Source organism: Pseudomonas sp. SM4 (genome assembly GCF_051913165.1).
GTDB lineage: Bacteria > Pseudomonadota > Gammaproteobacteria > Pseudomonadales > Pseudomonadaceae > Aquipseudomonas.
In genome coordinates this window covers 188168-214374 of record NZ_JBODOE010000010.1, presented here as the reverse complement: position 1 = coordinate 214374, position 26207 = coordinate 188168, and the positions used below count along the sequence as shown (strand labels likewise).

General features: G+C 60.7%; 23 protein-coding genes. 13 read left to right on the top strand and 10 right to left on the bottom strand.

The window, feature by feature from the left end; all coding sequences use genetic code 11:
- Positions 1–204 precede the first annotated feature (204 nt).
- A complete protein-coding gene (gene moaB, locus ACQ4MY_RS19695; protein WP_008086942.1) occupies positions 205–744 on the top strand; it encodes a molybdenum cofactor biosynthesis protein B in 540 nt (179 codons plus the stop codon).
- Positions 741–1946, top strand: coding sequence for a molybdopterin molybdotransferase MoeA (locus ACQ4MY_RS19690; RefSeq protein WP_008086938.1), 1206 nt, complete (start codon positions 741–743; stop codon positions 1944–1946). Before moaB ends, ACQ4MY_RS19690 begins: the two co-directional genes overlap by 4 nt.
- Before the next feature lie 179 nt (positions 1947–2125).
- Here the strand turns inward: ACQ4MY_RS19690 and acnB are convergent, their stop codons facing one another.
- Complete coding sequence (gene acnB, locus ACQ4MY_RS19685) at positions 2126–4735, bottom strand: bifunctional aconitate hydratase 2/2-methylisocitrate dehydratase (RefSeq protein ID WP_440096246.1); 2610 nt, start codon at positions 4733–4735, stop codon at positions 2126–2128.
- Between the two features lie 410 nt (positions 4736–5145).
- On the opposite strand from acnB, the gene ACQ4MY_RS19680 reads away from it, so the two are divergent.
- Positions 5146–5616, top strand: a complete 471-nt coding sequence (locus ACQ4MY_RS19680) for a DUF1289 domain-containing protein (protein ID WP_038366489.1) — start codon at positions 5146–5148, stop codon at positions 5614–5616.
- Between the two features lie 79 nt (positions 5617–5695).
- Here ACQ4MY_RS19680 and ACQ4MY_RS19675 read toward each other — a convergent pair whose 3' ends face one another.
- Positions 5696–6559, bottom strand: a complete 864-nt coding sequence (locus ACQ4MY_RS19675; protein WP_158831882.1) for a universal stress protein — start codon at positions 6557–6559, stop codon at positions 5696–5698.
- Between the two features lie 158 nt (positions 6560–6717).
- On the opposite strand from ACQ4MY_RS19675, the gene ACQ4MY_RS19670 reads away from it, so the two are divergent.
- From ACQ4MY_RS19670 to ACQ4MY_RS19660, 3 genes are all read left to right on the top strand, one after another.
- Entirely contained in the window at positions 6718–7326 is a 609-nt protein-coding gene (locus ACQ4MY_RS19670) for a tRNA-(ms[2]io[6]A)-hydroxylase (RefSeq protein WP_008084220.1), read from the top strand.
- A 213-nt stretch (positions 7327–7539) separates the two neighbouring features.
- Positions 7540–8247 carry a response regulator gene (locus tag ACQ4MY_RS19665; protein ID WP_122660760.1) on the top strand — a complete coding sequence of 236 codons (708 nt, stop codon included), beginning with the start codon at positions 7540–7542 and terminating at the stop codon, positions 8245–8247.
- Entirely contained in the window at positions 8248–9534 is a 1287-nt protein-coding gene (locus tag ACQ4MY_RS19660; protein ID WP_440096197.1) for an ATP-binding protein, read from the top strand. It begins immediately after the preceding gene.
- A gap of 550 nt (positions 9535–10084) precedes the next feature.
- Here ACQ4MY_RS19660 and ACQ4MY_RS19655 read toward each other — a convergent pair.
- A complete protein-coding gene (locus tag ACQ4MY_RS19655) occupies positions 10085–12277 on the bottom strand; it encodes a TonB-dependent siderophore receptor (protein ID WP_440096196.1) in 2193 nt (730 codons plus the stop codon).
- A 204-nt stretch (positions 12278–12481) separates the two neighbouring features.
- On the bottom strand, positions 12482–12970 hold the full coding sequence (locus ACQ4MY_RS19650; protein ID WP_440096195.1) for a GFA family protein: 489 nt from the start codon (positions 12968–12970) through the stop codon (positions 12482–12484).
- 261 nt (positions 12971–13231) lie between these two features.
- Between ACQ4MY_RS19650 and ACQ4MY_RS19645 the strand changes: the two genes are divergently transcribed.
- From ACQ4MY_RS19645 to ACQ4MY_RS19635, 3 genes are all read left to right on the top strand, one after another.
- Positions 13232–14116: a LysR substrate-binding domain-containing protein gene (locus ACQ4MY_RS19645; protein WP_008084211.1), complete on the top strand. Its 885-nt coding sequence runs from the start codon at positions 13232–13234 to the stop codon at positions 14114–14116.
- A 99-nt stretch (positions 14117–14215) separates the two neighbouring features.
- On the top strand, positions 14216–15340 hold the full coding sequence (gene aguA / locus ACQ4MY_RS19640; protein WP_440096194.1) for an agmatine deiminase: 1125 nt from the start codon (positions 14216–14218) through the stop codon (positions 15338–15340).
- A gap of 2 nt (positions 15341–15342) precedes the next feature.
- Positions 15343–16440, top strand: a complete 1098-nt coding sequence (locus ACQ4MY_RS19635) for an extracellular solute-binding protein (RefSeq protein WP_440096193.1) — start codon at positions 15343–15345, stop codon at positions 16438–16440.
- A gap of 303 nt (positions 16441–16743) precedes the next feature.
- On the opposite strand, the gene ACQ4MY_RS19630 is transcribed toward ACQ4MY_RS19635, so the two are convergent.
- Genes ACQ4MY_RS19630 through ACQ4MY_RS19620 form a run of 3 tightly spaced genes read right to left on the bottom strand, consistent with a single transcriptional unit; the run spans position 16744 to position 19276 of the window.
- Entirely contained in the window at positions 16744–17361 is a 618-nt protein-coding gene (locus ACQ4MY_RS19630) for a DNA-3-methyladenine glycosylase family protein (RefSeq protein ID WP_440096192.1), read from the bottom strand.
- A gap of 1 nt (position 17362) precedes the next feature.
- Positions 17363–18160, bottom strand: coding sequence for an isocitrate lyase/PEP mutase family protein (locus tag ACQ4MY_RS19625; RefSeq protein WP_440096191.1), 798 nt, complete (start codon positions 18158–18160; stop codon positions 17363–17365).
- A 33-nt stretch (positions 18161–18193) separates the two neighbouring features.
- Positions 18194–19276 (bottom strand): bifunctional transcriptional activator/DNA repair enzyme AdaA, encoded by a 1083-nt coding sequence (locus ACQ4MY_RS19620; RefSeq protein WP_440096190.1) that lies wholly within the window; start codon positions 19274–19276, stop codon positions 18194–18196.
- A gap of 184 nt (positions 19277–19460) precedes the next feature.
- On the opposite strand from ACQ4MY_RS19620, the gene ACQ4MY_RS19615 reads away from it, so the two are divergent.
- Positions 19461–19874: a VOC family protein gene (locus ACQ4MY_RS19615; RefSeq protein WP_008088990.1), complete on the top strand. Its 414-nt coding sequence runs from the start codon at positions 19461–19463 to the stop codon at positions 19872–19874.
- Between the two features lie 3 nt (positions 19875–19877).
- On the opposite strand, the gene ACQ4MY_RS19610 is transcribed toward ACQ4MY_RS19615, so the two are convergent.
- Entirely contained in the window at positions 19878–20498 is a 621-nt protein-coding gene (locus ACQ4MY_RS19610; RefSeq protein WP_440096189.1) for a LysE family translocator, read from the bottom strand.
- 288 nt (positions 20499–20786) lie between these two features.
- Here ACQ4MY_RS19610 and ACQ4MY_RS19605 point away from each other — a divergent pair, with 288 nt between their 5' ends.
- The 3 genes from ACQ4MY_RS19605 (at position 20787) to ACQ4MY_RS19595 (ending at position 24594) form a co-directional block, all read left to right on the top strand.
- The gene (locus tag ACQ4MY_RS19605) at positions 20787–21401 is read left to right on the top strand and encodes a biliverdin-producing heme oxygenase (protein WP_440096188.1); all 615 of its coding nucleotides are present in this window, start codon (positions 20787–20789) and stop codon (positions 21399–21401) included.
- Entirely contained in the window at positions 21398–23635 is a 2238-nt protein-coding gene (locus tag ACQ4MY_RS19600; protein WP_440096187.1) for an ATP-binding protein, read from the top strand. The genes ACQ4MY_RS19605 and ACQ4MY_RS19600 overlap by 4 nt, the downstream gene beginning before the upstream one ends.
- Positions 23636–24006: 371 nt before the next feature.
- Complete coding sequence (locus ACQ4MY_RS19595; protein ID WP_440096186.1) at positions 24007–24594, top strand: LysE family translocator; 588 nt, start codon at positions 24007–24009, stop codon at positions 24592–24594.
- 121 nt (positions 24595–24715) lie between these two features.
- On the opposite strand, the gene ACQ4MY_RS19590 is transcribed toward ACQ4MY_RS19595, so the two are convergent.
- Positions 24716–25549, bottom strand: coding sequence for an AraC family transcriptional regulator (locus ACQ4MY_RS19590; RefSeq protein ID WP_440096185.1), 834 nt, complete (start codon positions 25547–25549; stop codon positions 24716–24718).
- Positions 25550–25584: 35 nt separating this feature from the next.
- Positions 25585–26088: a VOC family protein gene (locus ACQ4MY_RS19585; RefSeq protein ID WP_008086693.1), complete on the bottom strand. Its 504-nt coding sequence runs from the start codon at positions 26086–26088 to the stop codon at positions 25585–25587.
- Positions 26089–26207 lie beyond the last annotated feature (119 nt).

The window sequence follows — 26207 nt, the reverse complement described above, 5'->3', positions numbered from 1 at the left end:
TCATTTAAGCGGTTATTCGTCCAATCGGAAGCATTGAAAGGACTATCGACCAGCTCTATCGGCCCCGTCGTTAGAGGCTTTCAGCGTAGTTGCGGCGGGCGATAGAGGCGCTCGATAGTCCGGTTGGCCAGAGTGATTAGACAGTACTAAGAAGAGGCACTTAGGCTTGTCGGCAATTGGATTAATTGCTGCCGGAGAATTCCCATGAGCGCGAAATCGGATGCCCTGTTTGTCCCCCTGAACATTGCCGTGCTGACGGTCAGCGATACCCGCGATTACGCCAGCGACACCTCGGGCCAGTTGCTGGTCAGCCGCTTACTGGAAGCCGGTCACACGTTGAGCGAACGTAATCTGCTCAAGGATGATTTGTACAAGATTCGCGCTCAGGTCGCGCACTGGATCGCCGACGACAGCATTCAGGTGGTGCTGATCACTGGCGGCACCGGCTTCACCGGACGCGACAGCACGCCGGAAGCGGTGGCCTGTTTGCTGGACAAGAAAATCGACGGGTTTGGCGAACTGTTCCGCGCAATTTCGATTCTCGATATCGGCACCTCCACCGTGCAAAGCCGCGCCCTGGCCGGGCTGTCCAACGGCACGCTGGTGTGTTGCCTGCCGGGCTCGACCGGCGCCTGCCGCACGGCGTGGGAAGGCATTCTGGCTGAGCAACTCGACAACCGTCACCGCCCGTGCAACTTCGTCCCGCACCTCAAATCGGTACAAGCCTGCGGAACCCGCGGATGAGTCGGGCACCGTTGATGCCGGTCGAGGAAGCCCTCGACCAACTGCTGGCCATGGCCAATGAGCAGCCGCTGGTGGATAGCGAAATGCGCTCGCTCGATGACGCGCATGGTCGGGTGCTGGCCAGTGATCTGGTGGCGACGCTGGATCTGCCGCCCTGGCCGAACAGTGCCATGGACGGTTACGCCTTGAACCTCGCGGATCTGCACCGTCAGCCGTTGGCCGTGTCGCAACGGGTGTACGCCGGTCTGGCGCCGGATGCCTTGTTGCCGGGCAGTTGTGCGCGGATCTTCACCGGGGCACCGCTGCCGCCGGGTGCCAACTGTGTGGAAATGCAGGAAAACGTTGAGGTGCTGGAAGATGGCCGTGTGCGGTTTTTGCAGCCGCTGAAGGTTGGCCAGAATATTCGCGCACAAGGTCAGGAGAATCGCGTTGGCGACATTCTGCTGCGCGCCGGCAAACGTCTTGGGCCGTTCGAACTGGCAGTGGCAGCGGGGCAGGGCGTGGCGCAAGTTCACGTTGTGCGTCGGCCACGCGTGGCGTTGTTGTCGACGGGTGACGAACTGGTCGAGCCGGGGCTGCCACTGCGTCCCGGGAGCATCTACAACAGCAATCGTGTGTTGCTCGCGCACTGGCTGCGTGAACTGGGCTGCGAGGTGATCGATGGCGGCATCCTGCCGGATCGTCCGGCACAGACGCGGCTCAAGCTTGAGCAGTTGCAAGTTGGCGCTGACCTGATTCTGACCACGGGCGGAGTGTCTGCCGGCGATGCCGATTGCCTGGGTCAGGTGCTGCGCGACAACGGTAAGCCGCTACTGTGGAAACTCGCGATCAAGCCCGGCAAGCCGCTGACAGTGGGGCATTTCGGCACGGTGCCGGTGATCGGTCTGCCGGGTAATCCGACCTCGGCGCTGGTGACGTTCGGTTTGCTGGCCAGGCCGTATCTGCTGAGGATTCAAGGGGTCGAGGAGGTGATGCCGCTGAGCTTCACGGTGAAGGCGGGCTTCGACTGGGCGAAACCGGGCAGCCGCCGCGAATACCTGCGAGCACGCCTGGAAGCGGGGGCTGCTGTGCTTTATCCGAATCAGAGTTCGGGCGTATTGCTTGGCGCCACGTGGGCTGATGGTCTGGTGGAGATTCCTGAGAACAGCACGCACACGCTCGGCGAACCGCTGCGCTTTATCCCGTTCAACGAACTCTTCTGACCCCCTGTAAATCTGTTGGAGCAAAACTTGCTCGCGAAAGCGGTTAACCATTGAACGAATATGTTGGCTGATACGACGCCATCGAGAGCAAGCTCTGTTCCTGCATCGGTGGGTTGTGCGGGCATAAAAAAAACGCCGCTCATCTTGCGATGGGCGGCGTTTTTCAGTGCGTTGTAACGTTAGGCTTGAACGACCGGAATGTTGGCGTTCGCAGCAGCTTCACGGAACTCGGCGATCTGGTCGAAGGACAGGTAGCGGTAGATATCGGCCGCCATGCTGTCGATCTTGCCAGCGTATTCCATGTACTCCTCGACGGTCGGCAGGCGACCCAGGATCGAAGCCACGGACGCCAGCTCGGCCGAAGCCAGGTAGACGTTCGCGCCGTCGCCCAGACGGTTCGGGAAGTTACGGGTGGAAGTGGAGACCACGGTCGCGTTCGGCTCTACACGTGCCTGGTTACCCATGCACAGCGAGCAGCCTGGCATTTCCATGCGTGCGCCAGCCTTGCCGTAGATGCCGTAGTAGCCTTCTTCGGTCAGTTGGTGAGCGTCCATCTTGGTCGGCGGCGACAGCCACAGACGGGTTGGCAGCTGACCCTTGACCTGATCCAGCAGTTTACCGGCAGCGCGGAAGTGACCGATGTTGGTCATGCACGAACCGATGAACACTTCGTCGATCTTCTCGCCAGCAACGCTGGAGAGCAGACGGGCGTCGTCCGGGTCGTTCGGCGCGCACAGTACCGGCTCGCTGATGTCGGCCAGATCGATTTCGATGACTTCGGCGTATTCGGCGTCGGCATCGGCTTCCATCAGTTCCGGGTTGGCAACCCAGGCTTCCATCGCTTGAGCACGACGTTCCAGGGTACGTGCATCGCCGTAGCCTTCGCCGATCATCCAGCGCAGCAGGGTGATGTTGGAGTTCAGGTACTCGGTGATCGACTCTTTCGACAGCTTGATGGTGCAACCGGCAGCCGAACGTTCGGCCGAGGCGTCGGACAGTTCGAACGCCTGCTCCAGGGTCAGACCTTCCAGACCTTCGATTTCCAGGATGCGGCCGGAGAAGGCGTTTTTCTTGCCTTTCTTCTCGACGGTCAGCAGACCGTTCTGGATGGCGAAGTAAGGAATCGCATGAACCAAGTCACGCAGGGTGATGCCAGGTTTCATTTTGCCTTTGAAGCGCACCAGGATCGATTCCGGCATGTCCAGCGGCATAACGCCGGTGGCCGCAGCAAACGCAACCAGACCGGAACCGGCCGGGAACGAAATGCCCATCGGGAAACGGGTGTGCGAGTCACCACCGGTACCGACGGTGTCCGGCAGCAGCATGCGGTTCAGCCACGAGTGGATGATGCCGTCGCCCGGACGCAGGGAAACGCCGCCGCGGGTCATGATGAAGTCAGGCAGGGTGTGGTGGGTGGTCACGTCGATCGGCTTTGGATAAGCCGCGGTGTGGCAGAAGGACTGCATCACCAGATCAGCCGAGAAGCCCAGGCACGCGAGGTCTTTCAGTTCGTCACGGGTCATTGGACCGGTGGTGTCCTGAGAACCCACGGTGGTCATTTTCGGTTCGCAGTAGGTGCCAGGACGGATGCCTTTGCCTTCTGCCAGACCGCACGCCTTGCCGACCATTTTCTGCGCCAGGGTGTAACCCTTGGTGCTTTCGATCGGTGCATCAGGCTTCTTGAACAGGTCGAACGCAGGCAGACCCAGTTCGGCGCGAGCCTTCTCGGTCAGGCCGCGGCCGATGATCAGCGGGATACGGCCGCCGGCACGGACTTCGTCCAACAGTACCGGGGTCTTCATTTCGAAGGTGGTCAGGACTTCGTCGGTGCCGTGTTTGCAGACTTTGCCAGCATGCGGGTACAGGTCGATCACGTCGCCCATGTTCATGTTGGAAACGTCAAACTCGATTGGCAGTGCGCCGGCATCTTCCATGGTGTTGTAGAAGATCGGAGCGATTTTGCTGCCGAAGCAGAAACCGCCAGCGCGCTTGTTCGGCACGTAAGGAACGTCGTCACCGAAGAACCACAGCACCGAGTTGGTCGCGGATTTACGCGAGGAACCGGTACCGACCACGTCACCGACGTAGGCGATCGGGAAGCCTTGACCGCGCATTTCTTCGATCTGCTTCATCGGGCCGATGGCGCCCTGCTGATCAGGAACGATGCCGTCGCGAGCCATTTTCAGCATGGCCAGGGCGTGCAGCGGGATGTCTGGACGCGACCAGGCATCAGGAGCAGGGGACAGGTCGTCGGTGTTGGTTTCGCCGGTCACCTTGAATACGCGCAGGCTGATCTTGTCGGCCAGGGTCGGACGGTTTTTGAACCACTCGCCGTCAGCCCAGGATTGCAGCACGGCTTTAGCGTGAACGTTGCCGTTCTTGGCTTTTTCCGCGACGTCGTGGAACGCGTCGAACATCAGCAGGGTGTGCTTGAGTTGCGCGGCAGCGACTGGCGCCAGCTCGGCGTCGTCCAGCAGGTCAACCAGAGTCACGATGTTGTAGCCGCCCTGCATGGTGCCGAGCAGTTCTACAGCGCGTTTTTTGTCCAGCAGCGGGGAGGAAACTTCGCCCTTGGCCAGTGCAGACAGGAAGCCGGCTTTTACATAGGCCGCTTCGTCCACGCCTGGTGGAATGCGATTGGTGATCAGGTCAACGAGGAATTCTTCTTCGCCAGCCGGAGGGTTTTTCAGCAGCTCGACCAGGCCTGCTGTTTGTTCGGCGTTAAGCGGCTGGGGAACGATACCCAGGGCTGCACGCTCTTCGATATGTTTGCGGTAGGCTTCAAGCACAGTTATTACCCTCATCAGTGGTCCCAAATGGGTGTCCGGGACGCTCATCCCGAAATTGCCGTACTCATGCTCCTCACGACGTTGTGGGTCGTTCGGCCAGAATTACCGGCAATTCCTTACAGAAGCTGCTTTCAAAGTTTTACGCCTGCAGAACGGGGAGCTGATGAGGGTTGGCGTTGGGCTTTTCCCCGCTGGAAAAACCCCTCGCCAACACCGCTCTGAAGGAACGACTGTGCTCGTGACGCTTTGAAAACAGCTTCTAACGGACATTGGCGCCTTAAAAGGCTGGCTGATTCTACGGCAAAAAAAAATTAAACGTAAGTTCGTCCCTGAAGTTTGAGGGGTGATGAATGTTAGACAAAGGGCTAACATGCCGACCTGTTCCGCGTTTCAGTGCCTTTGCCTATCTTATGCCCAATCAGACCATCAAGACCCCCTGCGTCGGCCTCTGCTCCACTGTTTACGGTGATCTGGTGTGCCGTGGCTGCAAGCGTTTCCATCACGAAGTGATCCATTGGAATGGTTACAACGAGGAGGAAAAACGCGCGGTGTGGTTGCGTCTGGAACAATTGCTGTCACAAGTGATGGCGGGCAAGGTCGAGATTTTTGATTCGGCGCGTCTGCGCGAGCAGCTCGAACAGCGCAAGATCCGCTTCGTGCCGCATCAGTCGGAATATTGCTGGGCGTATCAGCTGATTGCGCGGGGGGCGCGGGTGATCATTAATCTGGAAGCGTACGGCATGGTGTTGCTGCCGGAGTTTCGCGACTGGAATCTGCCGGAATTGCGTGACGCCATTGATCGGGAATTCTTCCTGCTGTCGGAAGCGCATTATCAGCGCTACATCGCCCCCGGTTTCCTTAAAGACGCCTTTGGCGCCTGAAGGTCAAAAGATCGCAGCGTGCCGCAGCTCCTACATGGGAATGCGTTCTACCTGTAGGAGCTGCCGAAGGCTGCGATCTTTAATGTTTCACCGCCAATTCCACCAAATGATCCTCAACCTCCTGCGGCTTGAGCACCAGCACGTCGCTTTCCAGCGCATCCAGCACCACTTCCGCGGTATTGCCGATCAGCGCCCCTGACAAACCGGTCCGCGCCACCGTGCCAATCACCGTCACCGCCGCCTGCAGCTTGTGCGCCATGAACGGAATCAACACATCCGCCGGCCCTTCCTCAATGTGCAGATGTTCATCGTCGACATCAAATTCCGCCTGAAACGCCCGGCATTGTTCGCGATAGCGCGCCTCGATGGTTTCGCTCAGTTGCAGCGTCGGGTCCGCCGCTGACAACATCGGTGAGGGATGCGCTGCGATCACATGCAGGTGCGCTTTGGCCAGACTGGCAATGTCGTAGCCATGATCAATGATCGTTGTGTGCAAATGCCGGTGTTCGCCATCGACATTGCCGACATCCACCGCCGCCAGAATCACTTTGTCCTTCCACGAACTGGCGGTTTTCACTAGCAGCACCGGGGTCGGGCAGTGGCGCAGCAGTTTCCAGTCTGCCGGGGTCAGCAGGGCCTTTTTCAGCGAGCTGTCGGGGAAGTGCTGCTTGATCACCAGCCCGCAGCCCTCGGCCTGCTGCACATCGATGATGGTTTCATGCAGGCTTTCGTTCCACGCCTGCTCGGTGGTGACGCTGTAACCGTCGGCCAGCAGCGCGGCCTTGAGCACGCCGAGCATTCCGGCGTGGTCGTGCTTTCTGTCGCACACCAGCAGGTGCAGATGGGCCTGGGTCACACCCGCGATCAACTTGGCGCGCTTGAGCGCCAGGCTTTCCGAATGTTCGGGTTCGATGACCACCAGAATGCTGCGAATGGCTTGCATGAGCGGAGTCTCCAGCAAAGAAAAGGCACGGCGTTGCACAACTATAGTTGCTGCTCATGCGCCCGTGACTTGATGCATATCAACGCGGGCGGCTGGTGGTCTGCGGGCAGGCCGGTATAATCGGCGCCCTTCGCTCGAACACCTTTACCGTGAGCCCCATGATCCTTCCCGAAATCCACGAATTCCTTGGCTGCCGCACGCCAGACGCCTGGGTCCAGGCCGCCCTGGCCGATCAGGAAACCCTGCTGATCGACCACAAGAACTGCGAGTTCAAGGCTGCCAGCACCGCGCTGAGCCTGATAGCCAAGTACCATTCCCACGTCGACCTGATCAACATGATGTCGCGTCTGGCACGGGAAGAACTGGTACACCACGAACAGGTCATGCGCCTGATGAAACGCCGCAAGATCGAGCTGCGCCAGTTGCACGCCGGCCGTTATGCGTCGAGCCTGCGCAAGGTGGTGCGTAGCCATGAGCCGGTGAAACTGGTGGATACGCTGGTGGTGGGGGCGTTTATCGAAGCACGCAGTTGCGAGCGGTTCGAAGCGCTGGTGCCGCATCTGGACGAAGAACTCGGCAAGTTTTACTTTGGCCTGCTGAAAAGCGAGGCACGGCATTTTCAGGGATACCTGAAGCTGGCCTATCAGTACGGCGAGGCCAAGGACGTTGAGCAAGTGATCGTGCGGGTTCGTGCTGCCGAGCAAGAGCTGATTGAGTCGCCGGACGAAGAATTCCGGTTTCACAGCGGTGTGCCTGTCGCGGCATAGCCCTGTTCGAAAAAACAACGTCAAAAGATCGCAGCCTTCGGCAGCTCCTACGGGGAAACGCATTCCAAATGTAGGAGCTGCCGGAGGCTGCGATCTTTTGCGTGTGATTGTTAAAAACTCTTAAGAGTATGAAACATCACCGATAACCGGCTTCCACCCACGAATGCCGCCATAATGTCGACCCTTTCACACATGGGTTGGCACACGGTCGTTATGGATAACCTGGGTTTTGGCAAAGTCCTGCTGGTGGAAGACGACGAGCGCCTCGCGGCGCTGATCGCGCACTTCCTCGAACAACATGGCTACGAAGTCCGCTCGGTGCATCGCGGCGATCTGGCCGTGGCCGCGTTTCTTGAATTCAAGCCGAAAGTGGTGGTGCTCGACCTGATGCTGCCGGGGCAGAGCGGTCTGCAGGTGTGCCGCGAGATTCGCAGCGTGTCGGACACGCCGATCGTGATTCTGACGGCCAAGGAAGACGACCTCGATCACATCCTCGGGCTTGAATCGGGAGCCGACGACTATGTGATCAAACCGATCAAGCCGCCGGTTCTGCTGGCCAGGTTGCGTGCCTTGCAGCGACGTCAGGTGCCGGACAGCAGCGTGGTCAGCGCCATGGAGTTCGGCCGGTTGAGCATCGACCGCAGTTGTCGCGAAGTGCGCCTGGCCGGCGAGATCATCGAAATGACCACCATGGAATTCGAACTGCTCTGGTTGCTGGCCAGTGCCGCCGGCAAGATTCTTTCGCGCGATGACATCCTCAATCGCATGCGCGGCATTGCCTTCGATGGCCTTAACCGCAGCGTCGACGTGTACATCAGCAAGTTGCGCAACAAGCTCAAGGACAACCCCCGCGAACCGGTGTGCATCAAGACTGTGTGGGGCAAGGGGTATCTGTTCAATCCGTTCGCGTGGGAGCTGTAGATGCTGCGGTTATTTTTCGGGCTGTTTCTGGTCATGACGGTGGGGCTGGTGTTGGCGTTGCAGACGGTTGAACACACGTTCGATGCGCTGCTCGATTATCAGCAACGCGACTACAACCGTGAAGCCGTGCGCGGTCAGGCCTGGACGCTCACTCAGCAGTTACGTGAACTCGATGGCCCGGCCCGGGAAAACCAGCTGCAATCGATACGCCCGCACTACGGGCTGGGGCTGACGCTGGTCGATGCCGGCCAACTGAACCTGACCGACGAGGAAAAAACCGAGCTGGCCGATGGCTTGCTGGTCATCCGCGACAAATACAGCCAATACATTTCCGCGATCGATGGCGGCGCGCAGTTGCTGAGTATTCGCCTGCCCGCCGAACCGAGCCTGATGCCTTTCTACATCGTCGCGGCGTACCTGATGATTGCCGTGGTGATCGGTATCGTCCTGTTTTTCTGGGTGCGCCCGCACTGGCGTGACCTGGAAAAGCTGCGGCTGGCCGCCGAGCGTTTCGGCGGCAACGACTTGTCGTCGCGTATTCAATTGTCGAAACGCTCGAACATCCGCGATCTGGCGGAGCACTTCAACTTGATGGCCGCACGCATCGAGGGACTGATCGCCAATCAGCGCGAGCTGACCAACGCCGTGTCCCACGAATTGCGCACGCCGATTGCGCGGTTGTCATTCGAACTTGATCAACTCAAGCAACAACCGGACGCCAGCCAGAACCGCGAACTGATCGCCGACATGTACGCCGACCTCGGCGAGCTGGAGGAGATGGTTTCCGAACTGCTGACCTACGCCAGCCTTGAGCGCGGCGCGACGGTGATCAAACGCGAGAACATTCAGGCCGCCAACTGGCTCGACAGCGTCGTCGGCAGCGTGGCCCTGGAAGCGGAAGCGGCGGGGGTGCAGTTGCTGATTGGCGATTGCCGGCTCGACACCGTGCGCATCGAACCGCGGTTCATGGCGCGGGCGGTGATCAATCTGCTGCGCAACGCCATTCGTTATGCCGAGCAGCGGGTTGAAGTGACCCTGGTGCGCCACGGCGATTATTACGAAGTGCGGGTCAACGACGATGGCCCGGGTGTGCCGCTGGACGGGCGGGAGAAGATTTTCGAGCCATTTTCTCGGCTGGATGCCAGCCGAGATCGGCGTACCGGCGGGTTTGGGTTGGGCCTGGCGCTGGTGCGGCGGGTGTCGCAGTCCCATGGCGGGCAGGTTGAAGTCGGCGAATCGGAGTGGGGCGGGGCGTCGTTTCGGATGAGCTGGGCGCATCTGGATTGAATGATGTTGCCCGTGCTGGCCCCATCGCCAGCAGGCTAGCTCCCACAGGGTTGGTCGGTGTTGCCACTGTATTGGCAACTCCGCAAGACCTTGTGGGAGCCTGGCTTGCCAGCGATGAGGCCGGTCCGCTCGGTATTTTGTGACTGCCCCACCGCCATCGCTGGCAAGCCAGCTCCCACAGGGTTGGTGGGTGTTGCCACTGTATCGGCAACGCCGCAAGACCTTGTGTGAGCCTGGCTTGCCAGCGATGAGGCCGGTCCGCTCGGTATTTTGTGACTGCTCCACCGCCATCGCTGGCAAGCCAGCTCCCACAGGGTTGGTCGGTGTTGTCACTGTATCGGCAACGCCGCAAGACCTTGTGGGAGCCTGGCTTGCCAGCGATGGGGCCGGTCCGCTCGGTATTTTGTGACTGACCCACCGCCATCGCTGGCAGGCTAGCTCCCACAGGGTTGGTCGGTGTTGCCACTGTATCGGCAACGCCGCAAGACCTTGTGGGAGCCTGGCTTGCCAGCGATGAGGCCAGCACAGGCAGCAAAAAATCAGCTGAAGATCAGAAATCCCACTTGGTCGTCAGCATCACATTGCGCGGCTCGCCGTAGAACGTCGTGTCGAAGTTGCCCAGCCCTGTCAGGTAGCGCTTGTCGAACACGTTGTTGGCGTTGACCGTAAAGCTCAAATGCTCGTTGTACTGGTAACGGCTCATCAGGTCGACAAGGGTGTAGCCACCTTGCTTGATGCGCGTGTAATCGCCGGCCGGCGCACTGTAGATCTTGCCGTAGAACGCGCTTTGCCAGCTCACACCGCCACCGACGGTGACTTTGTCGAGCACGCCGGGCAAACGGTAGGTGGTGAAAGTGCGCACCACGTGTTCCGGCTTGGTGGTCGACAGCGGATAACCGTAGATGCGCTGCTCGTCGGCATCGCGGCTGCGTGCGTAGGTGTAGCCGGCGGAGACGTTCCAGCCGTCGGCCAGTTCGCCGGCCAGTTCCAGTTCCACGCCTTTGGTGGTGGCGCCGTCGATGGCTTTGTAAATGCCTTCGTTGGTCACCGCATTGGTGCCGATCGACTCGGCAACGCCGTCCTGTTCGATGCGGAAGAACGCCAGGCTGGCGTTCAGGCGACCGTCGAAGTACGCGGCTTTAAGGCCGGCCTCATAGCTGTCGCCCTCGACCGGCGCGAGGGTCGAACCGTTGCTGTCCTTATAGGTTTGCGGTTGGTAGATGCTGGTGTAACTGGCGTACAGCGAGTAGGTGTCATCGAGGTCATAAACCACCCCGGCGTAGGGCGTGACCACGCCGTGTTCCTTGTAGCTGGCGTGGGTGTCGTCGAGCCCGGCGCCCGGGTTGTAGCCGTAGTCTTCGTTGTATTTGAAGGTGCTCAAGCGGCTGCCGAGGATCACCGACAAATCATCGGTCGGGTGCAGGCGCGTGGCCAGGTAAATGCCGTTCTGGCTCTGCGTGCGCTCGTACTTGCCGTTCTTCGGGAAATCCTGTTTTGGCAGATCGCCGCGCCAGTCATAGATGCTCCCCGGTACTTGCGAAAAGGCGCTGGTGTCGTAGGTCGAACCGGTCTGGCGCGAGTGCGCGGTCATCACGCCGGCCACCAGTTCATGTTCGCGACCGCCGAGGGAGAATGGACCGGAGACGTTGACGTCAGCCGTGTTCTGCACGCGATGGCCTTCCCAGCGGCCCCAGTACAGGAACATCCCTTCACCCGTGGCGCGATCCGGGTTGCCGCCGCTCGCCGACGCCAGGCGAGTGTCGTGGTCGGTGGTTTTCTGGTCGACGCTGACCTTGAATTTCCAGTCATTGGCCAGCGCCTGTTCGAGCGAGGCGAAGTAGGTGATGTTGTCGAAATCGCGACGGCTCCAGTCGGCACCGGAGTTGAAGTGGCGCGCAAAGTCTGTGCGGCCACCGTCGCTGAAGTACACCGGGTTGCCGGTCCAGGAGGTGCCGCGTGGGGTGGTGCTGGACTTGTCGATGCCGAAGGTCAGCAGGGTATCGTCGGTCAGGTCGGCTTCGAGGATGCCGTAGAACAGGTCTTTCTTCTGGCTGTAGTGATCGAGGTAGGAATTCTTGTCCGAGTAAGCGCCGACGAAACGCCCGCGCACATTGCCCGAATCGGTCAGCGAACCGGAGATGTCGCCGACAGTGCGGTAGGCATCCCACGAGCCGACGGTGCCGCTGATCGAGGCCTTGAATTGCTTGGTCGGCTTCTTGCGGATCAGGTTGACCGTGGCGGACGGGTCGCCATTACCGGTCATCAGCCCGGTCGCGCCCTTGATGATTTCGACGCGGTCGATGCTCGCGGCGTCGTCACCGTTGTTCGGGTTCTCGCCGTAAACACCGTCGTACGGGATGTTGATGCCGTCGTACTGGAAGTTGGTGATCGCCAGGCCCCGCGCGGAAAATTCGCTGCGGTCGCTGTCGTATTTCTGCGTCGAAACACCGGGCGTGTTGCGCAGCGCATCGCCGACGCTTTGCACGCCGCGATCGTCCATTTGCTGGCGGGTTATCACGGTGACCGATTGCGGCGTTTCGCGAATCGACAACGGCAGGCCGGTGGCCGAGGACATGCTGCCAGTGGTGTAGGCGTGAGTGTCTTCGGTGGTGGCGCCGAGGCCTTCGGCAGAAATATTGGTGGCGCCCAGTTGCAGGGCGGCGGTTTCAGCGGCTTGGGCATTAAGGCTCAGCAGCGCCAGCGCCAACGGGCACAAGGCAAAACGAAAACGGACGTACGGCATGGAGATCCCTTTGCATCAAATCGATCGGTCGTTGAAGTGCTTCTGAGGGTTAACCGAACGAAAAACACAAAAGGGAACTGCCCCGGCAAAAATCCCCACATCCCCCCTGTAGGAGCTGCCGCAGGCTGCGATCTTTTGACGTTGGTTTTTAAAAACAAGATCAACAGATCGCAGCCTTCGGCAGTTCCTACATTGGGGTGTTTATCAGGTGCTGATGCCGAGGCGTTCGTGCCACTGGGCGAGGGATTCTTCGGGGTAGACGTCGAATTGTTTGTCCTTGGCTTTGGCGTCGACCTCAACCCACGGAGCTTTCGAGCCGAGCATCAGGTGCGTGTGCTCCGGTGGCACGGGCAGCGGCGTATCGATGGCTGAGGCAAATGGATGGATCAGCTCCGGCCACTGCGGGCTGAACAGCCACAGACCGCTGCCGCACAATGAGCAGAAATGCCGTTCGGCGCTGCTGCGATGGGCACGCTTGTCGCCTTCGTCTTTCATCTTCGCGTGGTAGATGGCGATGTTTTTGCGGCCGTGAACCTTGAGCGAGGTCGCGTCGCCGCCCAGGTTGATCGCGTAGCCGCCACCGCCCTGGGTCTTGCGGCAGATCGAGCAGTAGCAACGTTGATAAGGGTAGGGATGGGCGCTGATGAGGCTGAAAGTGACAGCGCCGCAGTGGCAGGAGCCTTCAAGGTGCATGGTGGGCCTCCGGTGGGCTGGATGGGTTCGGTTCAGCCTAGAAGATGTGCGGTGTAAGTGCAGACGCCATCGCTGGCAAGCCAGCTCTCACAGGGTTAAGTGTTGTGGACGACATTAATCCTTGTAGGAGCTGCCGCAGGCTGCGATCTTTTGATCTTGTTGTTCAAAAACCACATCAAAAGATCGCAGCCTGCGGCAGCTCCTACTGGACTCGCTCAGGCGCGACGGTCAGCATGGTCGGCAAAAAGGGGCTCAAAATTCATGCGACGACTTCCCTCACTGGCCGCCCTGCGCACTTTCGAATGCGCCGCCCGTCACGCGCACTTCGGGCGGGCCGCCGCTGAACTGTGCGTCACCGACAGCGCCGTCAGCCACCAGATCCGCCAGCTCGAAGAGCAGCTCGGCGTCTCGCTGTTCATCCGCGAAGGCCGGCAGATTCGCCCGACCATCGCCGCCGGGCGCCTGATGCAGAGTCTGCAGCAAGCCTTCGAACTGATCGGCGATGCCTGCGATGAACTGCGCGATCCGTCCTCGCTGGCGGTATTGCGCCTGGCCGTCACCGCTGAGCTGGCGCAGAAATGGCTGATGAGTCGTCTCAGCGATTTCTACGCGCGCTACCCGCACATCACCTTGCACCTCTACGAACAACCGATCGACGCCAGCGCCCCCGGCGAAGACATCGACCTGGCGATCACCTACGGCACCGGCCCGGCCGACAGCAGCGCTTATTTCGTGCGGCCCTTGCCGGCGCTGCAGTTCTTCCCGGTGTGCAGCCCCGGCCTGTTCAACCAGGGCACATTGAAAACCCCGAAGGATCTGGCCCGCCACTGCTTGCTGCACGACGACCAGGACGGCAAGACCTGGACCGCCTGGCTGACCAGTCACGCCGGCGATCAACGCCCGCAGCGTCAGTTGTATTTCGCCCATGCAGGTCTGGCGCTGGAAGCGGCGGCGCAAGGGCAGGGCGTGGCGATGGGCGACAACCTCACGGCGCAGGAAGACTTGCAGAGTGGTCGGCTGGTACGGCCGTTCTCCTGGAGCATGACTGCGCTCGGCCAATATGCGCTGGTCTGCGAACGGGTGCGTATGGAGCGTCCGGCGGTGGCGCAGATGCTTGAGTGGTTCAACGATCAGCTGGCTGATTGATGAGTTGAATTCAACTGTTCCGCAATATTCATCGTTGGCGAGCCCGCCGCCAACGCCCGTACCTTGTGGTCATTCCCATCGCGAAGACGAGGTTTGACCATGGCACGTTTGCTCGACTCCACCCCTAAACACGACGGCTTCCGTCTGCCCGGCGAATTCGAAAGCAAGTCCGGCTGCTGGCTCGGCTGGCCGGAACGCACCGACGTCTGGCGCAACGGCGCCAAGCCGGCGCAGAAAGTCTGGGTGCAGATTGTCACCGCCATCTCCCACAGCGAACCGGTCACCGTCTGCGCCTCGGCCGCGCAATTCGCCACCGCTCGCCGCCAGTTGCCACCGCAAGTGCGCGTCGTGGAAATGACCTGCAACGATACTTGGTTCCGCGACAGCGGCCCGTGCTTCGTGGTCAACGACCAGAGCGGCGAAGTGCGCGGCGTCGACTTCGAGTTCAACGCCTATGGTGGTCTTGACGGCGGCCTCTACTACCCGTGGGACAAGGACGACCAGATTGCCAGCAAGATCCTCGAAATCGAGCGCTTCGACCGCTACCGCGCACCGTTGATTGCCGAACTTGGCGGCATTCAGAGCGACGGTCAGGGCAGCATCCTCACCACCGAACAATGCCTGCTCAACCGCAACCGCAACCAGCACCTGGGCAAGGACGAAGTCACCCGGCGGCTCACCGATTATCTCGGCGCCGAAAAAGTCATCTGGCTGCCGCGCGGCTGCAAGTTCGATGAAACCGATGGACACGTCGACGACCTCGCCTGTTTCGTCCGTCCCGGCGAAGTGGTGCTGCAATGGACCGACAACCGCGACGATCCACAGTGGGAAATCTATCAAGAGGCCTACGACATTCTGCGCAGCACCCGCGACAGCCGTGGGCGCGAGTTGACTGTGCATAAACTGCCGCAACCGGACGTGCTCGAATGGACCGCCGAGGAAGCCGAAGGCCTCGACCAGCAGGACAGCACCCACACCCGTCAGGCCGGCACGAAAATCTGCGCGTCGTACATCAACTACTACGCCGGCAACAGCTCGATCGTGGTGCCGCTGTTTGGCGATCGTCAGGATCGGGTAGCCCTGGCGACGCTGGCCGAACTGTTCCCGCAACACAAGATCGTCGGCATCGAAAACTCCCGGGAAATTCTCCTCGGCGGCGGTAATGTCGCGTGCATCACCATGCCGCAATACGCCGGCACGCCTGTCCACAAGAAGGGAGCATGACCATGCGCCTGCACAAACTGACTCAAGCGTTATTGCTGGTGCTTGCACCCTTGTGTGTGCAGGCCGCCGACACCGCGAAACCGGTGGTCAACTTGTACATCTGGGGCGAGTACCTGGCCCCGGAAACCTTGAAGAACTTCGAGGCGAAAACCGGCATTCATGTGGTTGCCGATCATTTCGATTCACTGGAAACCGTCGAGACCAAACTGCTCACCGGGCGCAGTGGCTACGATCTGGTGCTGACCGCAGGCCAGCACCTGTCGCGGGCCATCGAAAGCGGCGCGATTCAGCCGCTGGACAAGGCGCGGGTGCCGCACTTTGCCGGCGTCGGTGAGGAATTCCGTCAGCACATGGCGGCGTTCGATCCGGGCAATCGTTACGCCGGGATCTACGCGTGGGGCACCACGGGCGTGGGCTATCAGGAAGAGGCTGTCAAAAAGCGTTTGCCCGATGCGCCAAAGGACAGCTGGGCGATGTTGTTCGATCCAGCGGTGGTGTCGAAATTCGCTGATTGCGGGGTGAGCCTGCTCAATGATCCGAACGAGGTGTTCGCTGCGGTCATGAAGTACATGGGCCTGGACATCAACCGGCAAAACCTCGACGACCTGAAACTCGCCGAGCAGCAACTGGCGAAAATCCGTCCGTACATTCGCTACTTCGACAATGACCTGAACATCAGCGATCTGGCCAACGGCAATACCTGCGTGGCGATGTCGTGGAACGGCAACGTGGCGATTGCGGCAGGGCAGGCAGAGGCAGCGAACAAACCGTTCAAACTCAGTTACCGGATTCCGAAAGAGGGCACGTTGATCTGGTTTGACGCGATGGTCATTCCCAAGGACGCCCCGCACCCGCAGGCCGGGCTGGCGCTGATGGATTACTTGATGACGCCGGAAGTCATGGCGCCGATCACCGACACCATTCACTACGCCAATGCGATCACGGCGGCGGACGGTCTGGTCGATGCGGCGATCCGCAATGATCCGGGCACCTACCCCTCGGCCGACGTCAGGGCCACGCTGTACAGCAAAAACGACAACGGCAAAGCCTTCAATCGCGCGCTGATCCGCGCCTTCAGCCGCCTCAAATCCGGTCTCTAAGCCCCATTCCACCCGTAGGAGCTGCCGCAGGCTGCGATCTTTTGATCTTGTTCTAAAAATCAAAAATCAAAAGATCGCAGCCTGCGGCAGCTCCTACATGTTTGGGTTTTCAGCACAGGTGAATCGGTGCCATCTGACCCACCCCTGAACTCTGTAGGAGTGAGCCTGCTCGCGATGGCGGTGGTTCAGTCGATGGGGATGTTGACTGGACTGGCCTCATCGCGAGCAGGCTCACTCCTACAGGGTTCGGTGTAGCAAAAAACCTGTGGGAGCTGGCTTGCCAGCGATCAACGATAACGCGGTCTAAGTCTTGGCAACGCGCCAAAGGTACCAGGCGGCGACGGTTCTGAACGGGCTCCATTTCAACCCGATCTCGATCATCTGCTTGCGCGTCCGCTGCACCTCCAGCCCCTTCAGCCGCGGATAACCCTCACGCACGCCAAAGTCATCGGCCGGCAGGATATCCATGCGCTCCAGGCTGTAAATCAGCAGCATCTCCACCGTCCAGCGGCCGACCCCGCGCAGGCTGATCAAGCGCTCGATCAGCACTTCATCGTCCATCGCCAATGCCGTGGCGTAATCCGGCACCACGCCGTCGAGCGTTGCCTGGGCGATCCCTTGAATCGTGGCAATCTTGCCTGCTGAAAACCCGCAACTGCGCATTCGCTCAAAGTCGGTCGCGAGGATTTGTTCCGGGCGGGGAAATGACTGCGACGGAAACAGCCCCACCAGCCGCCCGACAATCGCATCACCGGCCTTGGCATGCAGTTGCTGATAGGCAATCGCCCGCACCAGCGACTCGTACGGATCGCGCGCCGGGTGCGGTTGATGCAGGCACGGGCCGACAGCGGCAATGTGCCGCTGCCAGTCGGAGTCGAGGCTGGCGAGGTATGCGCTGGCCGCTTGATAGGCGTCGGGCATGCTATTTCAGCAAGCCATTGACTTCGCCGTAGGTGAAGGCCTTGAGGTCATGGGTATCGAGTTTGCCGCTGGCGAGGAAGCTTTTCACCAGCCCGCCCATCGCGCCGTAGAGGAACTCGGCGATGCCGGAGCCGGCGCTCAGGCGGCGCACACCCAAGGCTTGCAGTTCGGCGGGCGAGGGCAGGCAGGCGAAGCCGAGCACGTTGACCGGCAGCGTCGTGCCTTTGCAGATCGCTTCGATTTCGTAGCCCGAGGTGACCCCGGCGGCGAACAAGCCATCGGCACCGGCGGCCTGATACAGCGCGGCACGGCGCAGGGTTTCGGCGACGCGGTCTTCAGCCGGCACCAGGCTTTTCAGATAGACATCGGTGCGCGCGTTGATGAACAGTTTGACCGCGCGTTTGTCGGCGACTTGCCGCGCCACTTCGATCTTGCGCGCGAGCAGCTCCGGCGTTTGCGCGCCGTCTTCGATATTGACGCCGACCGCGCCCGCGGCAATGACCGCATCGAGCACTTCGGCGACCCGCCCGAGGTCATCGGAATAACCGGCCTCGACGTCGACGGTCAGCGGCACGCTGATGACCCGGGTGATGGATTCCACCGTCGACACCAGCCGTTCGAGGGGCAGCGTGTTGCCGTCCGGGTAACCGTGGGCCCAGGCCACGGCCGCGCTGCTGGTGGCGACGGCCTGACCACCGAGCTGTTCGACCAGTCGCGCGCCAGTGGCGTCGGCGACGTTGGTCAGGATCAACAGGCCTTGCTGGTGCAACTGGTGAAAGCGAGTGTCGAGCGTGCTCATCGAAATTCCTTGTTGTTGATGGGGCAAAAATCGTCAGAAAGCCAATGGTTGAGTGAGCTGCAGTGCGGCGTTTTCCAGCCTCAGCAAGAATGCCTTGCGCGGTTGTCCTCCACCATAGCCGGTCAGCGCGCCGTCCGCGCCAATCACCCGATGACACGGCACGACAATCGACAGCCGATTGTGCCCGTTGGCCAGCCCGACCGCCCGACTCGCGCCGGGTTTGCCCAACGCCGCCGCGATGGCGCCGTAAGTGCTGGTGTGACCGTAAGGGATTTGCAGCAGCGCTGCCCAGACCTGCCGGGAAAATTCGCTGCCGGGCAAATGCAACGGCACCGTGAATACGTTCAGCGTGCCGGCGAAGTAGGCCTTCAGTTCCTCTTCGATTTGCTGCAGGTGTGCGTTATGCCCTGGCGCGACCGCGTAGCCATAGCGGTTCTGCAATGCTTCAACTTCGCCGGTCAGCGCCGGCCGATCAAGAAACTCCAGCAACACCAATCCACGGCGTTCGGCCATGGCGATCATCGGCCCCAGCGGCGTGGTCAGCCGGGTGAACAGCAGCGGCTCGCTCTGTTCGACGCGGCCAGGTGTGATGTGGAACGACTTCTGAAAGGCGTCACGAAAACCGCTGAGGGACTCATACCCCGAGTCGAACGCGGCATGATCGATCGAGGTGCCTTGCTTGATCCCGCCCAGCGCCATGCCCAACCGCCGGGTACGTAGCCAAGCGTGGAAAGTCATGCCGAAATGCTGCTTGAACCAACGCCGCAGCTTCAGCGGCTCGATGCCTGCGGCGAGCAGTTGTGCATCGCTCCAGCGCAGCTCCGGGTCAGCGTCCACAGCCTTGAGCAGGCGCTGCACCCAATCCGGGGCGATGGCCGCAGCGTCCAGTGGCTTGCAGCGCAGGCAGGCGCGATAACCGGCGGTCAGGCATTCATCGGCGTGCGCGAAGAACTCGACGTTCTCCGGTTTCGGTTTGCGCGCCGTGCAACTGGGGCGACAGAAGATCCCGGTGGTTTTCACGGCCGTGAAGAACACGCCTTCATAGGCAGTGTCGCGTTCGAGCATGGCGCGAACCATCTCGGCGTGGGGCGGCAAGACAGCGGTTTGTATGTTCATGGCATGACTGTAAAAGCAGATTCTCGATGGCTCCACCGAAAAATCGACAGTGAATTTCCATTACCCCTGAACTACCGTGTAGGAGCTGCCGAAGGCTGCGATCTTTTGATCTTGTTTGTATAAATCAAAGTCGAAAGATCGCAGCCTGCGGCAGCTCCTACAGAGATTGTGAGGTATCGGGTTTATGCATCCGTTTTCCATTCAGCGTATTGATCACATTGTCCTGCGCGTGCAAGACCTGCAGCGCAGCATCGACTTCTACGGCCAGGTGTTCGGCGCCGAGGTGGTCAGGCGCAACGAACCGCTGGGGTTGATCCATCTGCGCGCGGGCAGCTCGATGATCGATCTCGTCGACCTGCAAGGCGAACTCGGCCGCAAGGGCGGCGGGGCGGCCGGTGCCGAGCGGCGCAACGTCGATCACTTCTGTCTGCGCATCGAGCCCTTCGATGAAGCGCTGCTGAGCGCACATTTGCAGTCTTTTGGTCTGAGCGTTGCCAAAGCCGAGTCGCGCTTCGGCGCCGAGGGCAAGGGTTTGTCCCTCTATTGCTTCGACCCGGACGGCAATCAGGTCGAACTCAAAGGGCCGTCCGAGGCGTAGACCTCAGGCGCGTTTGGCCATCAACAATACCGAAGCCGCCGCCGACAGCAGCCCCGCGCAGCAACGATTGAATATCCGCTTGCCGCGCGGCTCGGCGAACCAGCGGCGCATGTGCAGGCCCATCCACGCATAAGCGCTGATGGCGATCCATTCCAGCAGCAGGAACAGCACACCCAGTACCGCGAATTGTGCCGGCACCGGGCGGGCCGGATCGACAAACTGCGGCAGAAAAGCGGTGAACAGCAGAATCGCTTTCGGATTGCCGGCCGCGACCAGAAATTCCTGTCGCGCCAGGGCGAAGAAGCCAACGGTTGCACCCGTCACGTGCTCCTCGGCTTGCGGATTGGCCCGCCACAACTGCCAGGCCAGATACAGCAGGTACGCCGCGCCAATGATCTTGATCGCATGGAACAGCCATTCCGACGTCTGCAACACCACCGACAGACCGGCGCCGGCCAGCGCGATCATCCCGGCAAACGCCAGAATACGCCCGATGCCCGCCGTGCAGGCGCGGCGAAAACCGTAGCGGGTAGCGTTGCTCACCGACAGCAGGTTATTCGGGCCGGGGGCCATGTTCAGGGCAAAGCAGGCCGGGAGAAACAGGGCGAGGGTGGCGAGATCCATGACGGCACTCCAGAAACGAGAAGGCCATTTTTATCACAGCCCACGCGCCGCCAGACCCATACAGTCAGGCCCCGCTGTCGCGGTACAGCGCCCGGCCGTGCAGGACAACCCCGTCGAACTTTTTGCGGACGGCGCAACTCTGAAACAGTCAGAGGGCGATGGTTTCGTCAGAAAAAGTTATCCGCACGGTCAGAAACAGCGATTGCCGTGTAACATTTGCCCCCTGTTTCTGCTCCCTGTTTCAAACATCCCGCACGGCCCCAGGCGGCCCCACCAAGAGCGATCTACATGCAAGCAAAGGCCCGTGAAGTTTATGTGCCACCGGTGCTGCAAGATCTGCGGGCCGGCACTGCCGAACTGCACATCGCACTGGAAAAACGCCTTCCATTTTTCTCCGATACTCTCGATACCCCAGCTTTTGTGCAGTTGATGCAGGCTTATTACGGCTTCTATCTACCGCTGGAAGACGCGCTGCTGAGCAGCGGTGCAATTCCCACTGATTTTGATCTGACGCCACGACTCAAGGCGCCAACCTTGCGCGCCGACCTGCATGCCCTGGGCGTGAGCAGCGAGGCGCTGGCACGTCTGCCACAGTGTGAAGACTTGCCCCTGATCAATTCAGCGGCTTGCTGCCTCGGCATACTGTATGTGCTCGAAGGTGCGACGCTGGGCGGGCAGATCCTGCGCCGGGAAATCGCCAGCCGACTCGGCCTGGAAGCCGACAATGGCGCGGCGTTTCTCGATATCTATGGCGCCGCCACTGGCCGCCGCTGGCGCGATTTCATTGAATACCTGAGCCGTCGACCGATGGATGCGGACGAGCGCAAGGCCGTGGTTGCGGCCGCACACACCACATTCAGCTGTTTCGAGCGCTGGCTCGAACGCCGGGAGGTACTGGCATGACCCCGCAAGACCAACAAGCCTTTGAAGAACTGCTGGCCAACTGTGCCGACGAGCCGATTCGCTTCCCCGGCGCGATCCAGCCCCACGGTTTGCTGCTGACCCTGAACGAACCTGCGCTGGAGATCGTTCAGGTCAGCGCCAACGTTGCAACCCTGCTGGACCGTGAGCCGCTCGGCCTGATCGGCCAGCCACTGGCGCAACTGATCGGCGATGCCGAGGCCGCGCAAGTGCGCGAGGCCTTGCTGCAGCCGGCATTGTCCGATACGCCGCCGCTGCACTTTCGCCTCAATGGCACGGCGTTCGATGGCTTGTTGCACCGGCATCAGGGCGTGCTGATCCTGGAACTGGAAATCCACGTCGAAAACTTCCAGCCACGCAATGTCGCCGGCAACCAGACCCATCTGGGGCGCATGCTCCAGCGTCTGCACGCGGCCACGTCGTTGCAGGCGCTGTACGACATCAGCGTCAAGGAAATCCAGGCCATGACCGGTTACGACCGGGTGCTGATTTACCGCTTCGAAGAGGAAGGGCACGGCCAGGTGATCGCCGAAGCGTCCGACCCGTCGATGGAAGTGTTCAACGGTCTGTTCTTCCCGGCCTCGGACATTCCCGAGCAGGCCCGCGAGTTGTATCGGACCAATTGGCTGCGGATCATCCCCAATGCCGATTACCAACCGGTGCCGTTGCTGCCGAAGCTGCGCCCGGACACCGACACGCCGCTGGATTTGAGTTTTGCCACCCTGCGCAGCGTGTCGCCGATCCATTGCCAGTACATGAAAAACATGGGCGTGCTGTCGTCGATGAGTATCTCGCTGCTCAAGGGCGACAAACTCTGGGGCCTGATCAGTTGCGGCAACCGTCAGCCGCTGCATGTGCCGCATGAACTGCGCGCGGCGTGCCAGACCATCGGCCAGGTGCTGTCGCTGCAGATCAGCGCGATGGAAGCGCTGGAGATCAGCCGTCAGCGTGAAGCAAAAGTCGAGGCGCTGGCCTTGCTCAATCAGGCGATGATCGATTCGCCACAAAACGTTTTCGATGGCCTGGCCAACCAGCCGCAAGTGCTCATGGCGCTGAACAATGCCGGCGGTATCGCGATCATTGAAGACAATCAATTGCACCGTTACGGCAATTGCCCGGAGCCTGCGCAGATCCGCGCCCTGCACAAATGGCTGCAGGACAGCGGCGAGCCGGTGTTCGCCAGCCATAATCTGGCCAGTGTGTATCCGCCGGCTGCGGAGTATCAGCAAGTGGCCAGCGGCGTGCTTGCCATGAGCCTGCCGAAACCGGTCGACAACGGCGTGCTGTGGTTCCGTCCCGAGGTCAAAGAGAACATCAACTGGAGCGGTGATCCGCGCAAGCCACTGGACCTGGAAAACTCCGACGCCGGTTTGCGCCTGCGTCCGCGCACCTCGTTTGAAATCTGGAAAGTCGAGATGGCCGGGATCTCCACCAAGTGGAGCCATGGCGACCTGTTTGCCGCCAACGATCTGCGTCGCTCGGCGCTGGAAAACGATCTGGCGCGCCAGGTGCGCCGCGAACAGGAAGCCGTGCGCGCCCGCGATGAACTGGTGGCGGTTGTCTCCCACGACCTGCGCAACCCGATGACAGTGATCTCGATGCTCTGCGGCATGATGCAGAAGGCGTTCAGCTCCGACGGCCCACACACCTCGCGCCGCATCTCCACCGCAATCGACACCATGCAGCAGGCGGCCGGGCGCATGAATACGTTGCTCGAAGACTTGCTCGACACCTCGAAGATTGACGCCGGGCGCTACTCCATCACCCCGCAGAAGCTCGACGTCGGGCAGATGTTCGAGGAAGCGCAGGCGCTGCTCGCACCGCTGGCGCTGGACAAGGACATCAGCATTTCCTTTGCTGCTGATCCCGATTTGCGCATTCACGCCGACCCGGAGCGGCTGTTTCAAGTGCTGTCGAATCTGGTCGGCAACGCGATCAAGTTCACCCCGCGCCTGGGCACCGTCGGCGTGCATGCCAAATCAGTCGGCGATGAAATCGTCTTCACCGTGCGTGACAGCGGCGAAGGCATCCCCAAGGAACACCTGCCGCACGTGTTCGACCGTTACTGGACGGTAAAGGAAGGCAATCCCAACGGCACCGGCTTAGGTTTGTACATCACCCAAGGCATCGTCGAAGCCCACGGCGGCCGGATCGTCGCCGAGAGTGAGCCGGGGCAGGGCAGCGAATTCCGCTTCACCGTGCCACGCCTCGACTAACCCCTGTAGGAGCTGCCGCAGGCTGCGATCTGTTGATGTGATCGTTCCCCCGCTCCGCGTGGGAATGCCTCAACGTACGCTCTGCGTTCGGCTCTGGAAGGGACGCGGAGCGTTCCGGGCTACATTCCCACGCAGAGCGTGGGAACGATCAGGATCACAGGGGCATTTTCTTTTGATCGTTCCCACGCTCCGCGTGGGAATGCCTCAACGGACGCTCTGCGTTCGGCTCTGGAAGGGACGCGGAGCGTCCCGGGCTACATTCCCACGCAGAGCGTGGGAACGATCAGATCACAGGGGCATTTTCTTCAATACCGGGGATTGGGCGCTCGATACCGTGAGCACCTTGTTCCTCGATTTGAAGCAGGTGTGCGATGAGTCTGATTGTTTCGATGGCGGCGTTTGCGTTGGCGGCGTCGATCACGCCGGGACCGGTGAATATCGTGGCATTGAGTTCGGGGGCGCAGTTCGGCTTCCGCGCCAGCCAGCGGCATGTCGCCGGGGCAACATTGGGGTTTGTGTTGTTGCTGGTGTTGATGGGCCTGGGCCTGCACGAGGTTCTGCAGCTGTGGCCGTTCATGACGCGAGTGGTGCAACTGGCCGGGGTGGCGTTTCTGCTGTTCATGGCCTGGAAACTCGCCAGCGACGACGGGCAGTTGAACGCAAAGGATGCCGCGCGTGCGCCGTCGATGCTGTATGGCGCAGTGATGCAGTGGCTCAACCCCAAGGCCTGGCTTGCCTGCGTGGCAGGAATGGGCGCGTTCGTGGCGGATGGCGAGGCGCATCTGGTCTGGCAGTTTGCGGCGGTGTATCTGGTGATTTGCTATGTGTCGGTCGGCTGTTGGGTGTATGCCGGGACATTCCTGCGCGGCTATTTGAGCAATGCGGCAGGCATGCGCTGGTTCAATCGAAGCATGGCGTTGTTGTTGGCGCTGAGCGCAATCTACTTTTTGTTCACTTGACCCTGTTGGAGCGAGCCTGCTCGCGAATGCTGTGGTCAGTCACTGGATATGTCGACTGAACCACCGCTTTCGCGAGCAGGCTCGCTTCCACAAGGGGAAGTGTTCAATTTCAGGTGAAATGTCAGCCGCGATATTGGCCGGGGGTTGCGGCCAGGTGTTGCTTGAACGCCCGTTGGAAATGCGCCTGATCAGCAAACCCGGCCTCCAGCGCCACATCGGCAATCAGTTGCCCGTTGCGCAAGCGTTCGCGGGCGAACTGGATGCGCTGATTGACCAGAAACGCATGCGGGGTCATGCCGTAATGCTGTTTGAAGGCGCGGATCAGATACGACGGTGACAGCTGCGCTGCCGCGCAGATGTCATCGAGGCTGAGCAGGTCGGTGCAATGTTCGCGGATGAAATCCGCGGCGCGTTCCAGCTTGAAGTTCGGCTCGCGCAACGCTTGCCCGGCAGGATTCAGGCGCAGTTGCAGATCGCTGAAAAACTCCACCGCCGTGCTCTGCTTACGCAGCACATCCTGCTGCTCGTCGACCAGCACTTGGTAAAGCGCGATCAACTCGCGAAACAGCTCGGCATCGTGCAGATGCGTGGCCGAGAACCGTCGGAATTCCACATCCTCGGCAAAGCCCAACTGATGCTGCAAATCCGTCAGCCACGGCGTCTCGACATACAACATCACGTACGACCACGGCTGATTATCGATGGGGTTGCAGGCGTGCACATCGCCAGGATTCATCAACACCACCGTGCCCGCCGCCACCTCGAATTGCGCCTGCTCATGCACGTAAGTACTGCGCCCGGCGGTGATCGCACCGATCGAGAAGTGCGCGTGGGAATGCCGGGCGTAACAGACTTCGCGGCCATCGGCGATGGCCCGCGCTTCGATGAAGGGCAGGGCGTCGTCGCGCCAGAAGCGCGGGGCTTTTTCAGGGTTTTTGGCGGCAGCGTGTTTCATTGTGATTATTCCCGGCAGGCCAGTGCCCGAGTGTATTAGCTCTGGCCGGCAAAGGCCCGTTCCAGTTCGGCGATGTCGAGTTTTTTCATTTTGAACATGGCCTGCATTGCCCGTTGCGACTTGCTGGTGTCGGCATCCAGCATCATCTGCATGAACGCCACCGGTACGATCTGCCACGACACACCGAACTTGTCCTTGAGCCAGCCGCATTGCTGGGCTTCGACCGGGCCACCCTCGGACAGGTTGCCCCAGAAGTGGTCGACTTCTTCCTGATTCTGGCAATTGACCTGAAACGAGATCGCCTCGCTGAACTTGAACATCGGCCCACCGTTGAGCCCGGTGAAAGTCTGGCCATCCAGCTCGAAACTGACTGTCATCACCGCACCTTCCGGCTTGCCGTGAAATTCCTGACCGACCTTGCTGTAGTGGGTCAGGCCGGTGATTTTCGCGTGATCGAAGATCGAGCAGTAGAACTTCGCCGCCGCTTCGGCCTGATCGTCGAACCACAGGCAGGGCGTGAGTTTTTGAAAGCGTTGCATGGCAGTCATCCTCGGCAGGTTAGACACGCTGGACTATCAGCGTAGACAGTCCTTGGTCGACTGGCAGCGCCGTAGATCGACAAGTGCGCGGCCCTTCGATTGTCGATAGACTTGCCGCC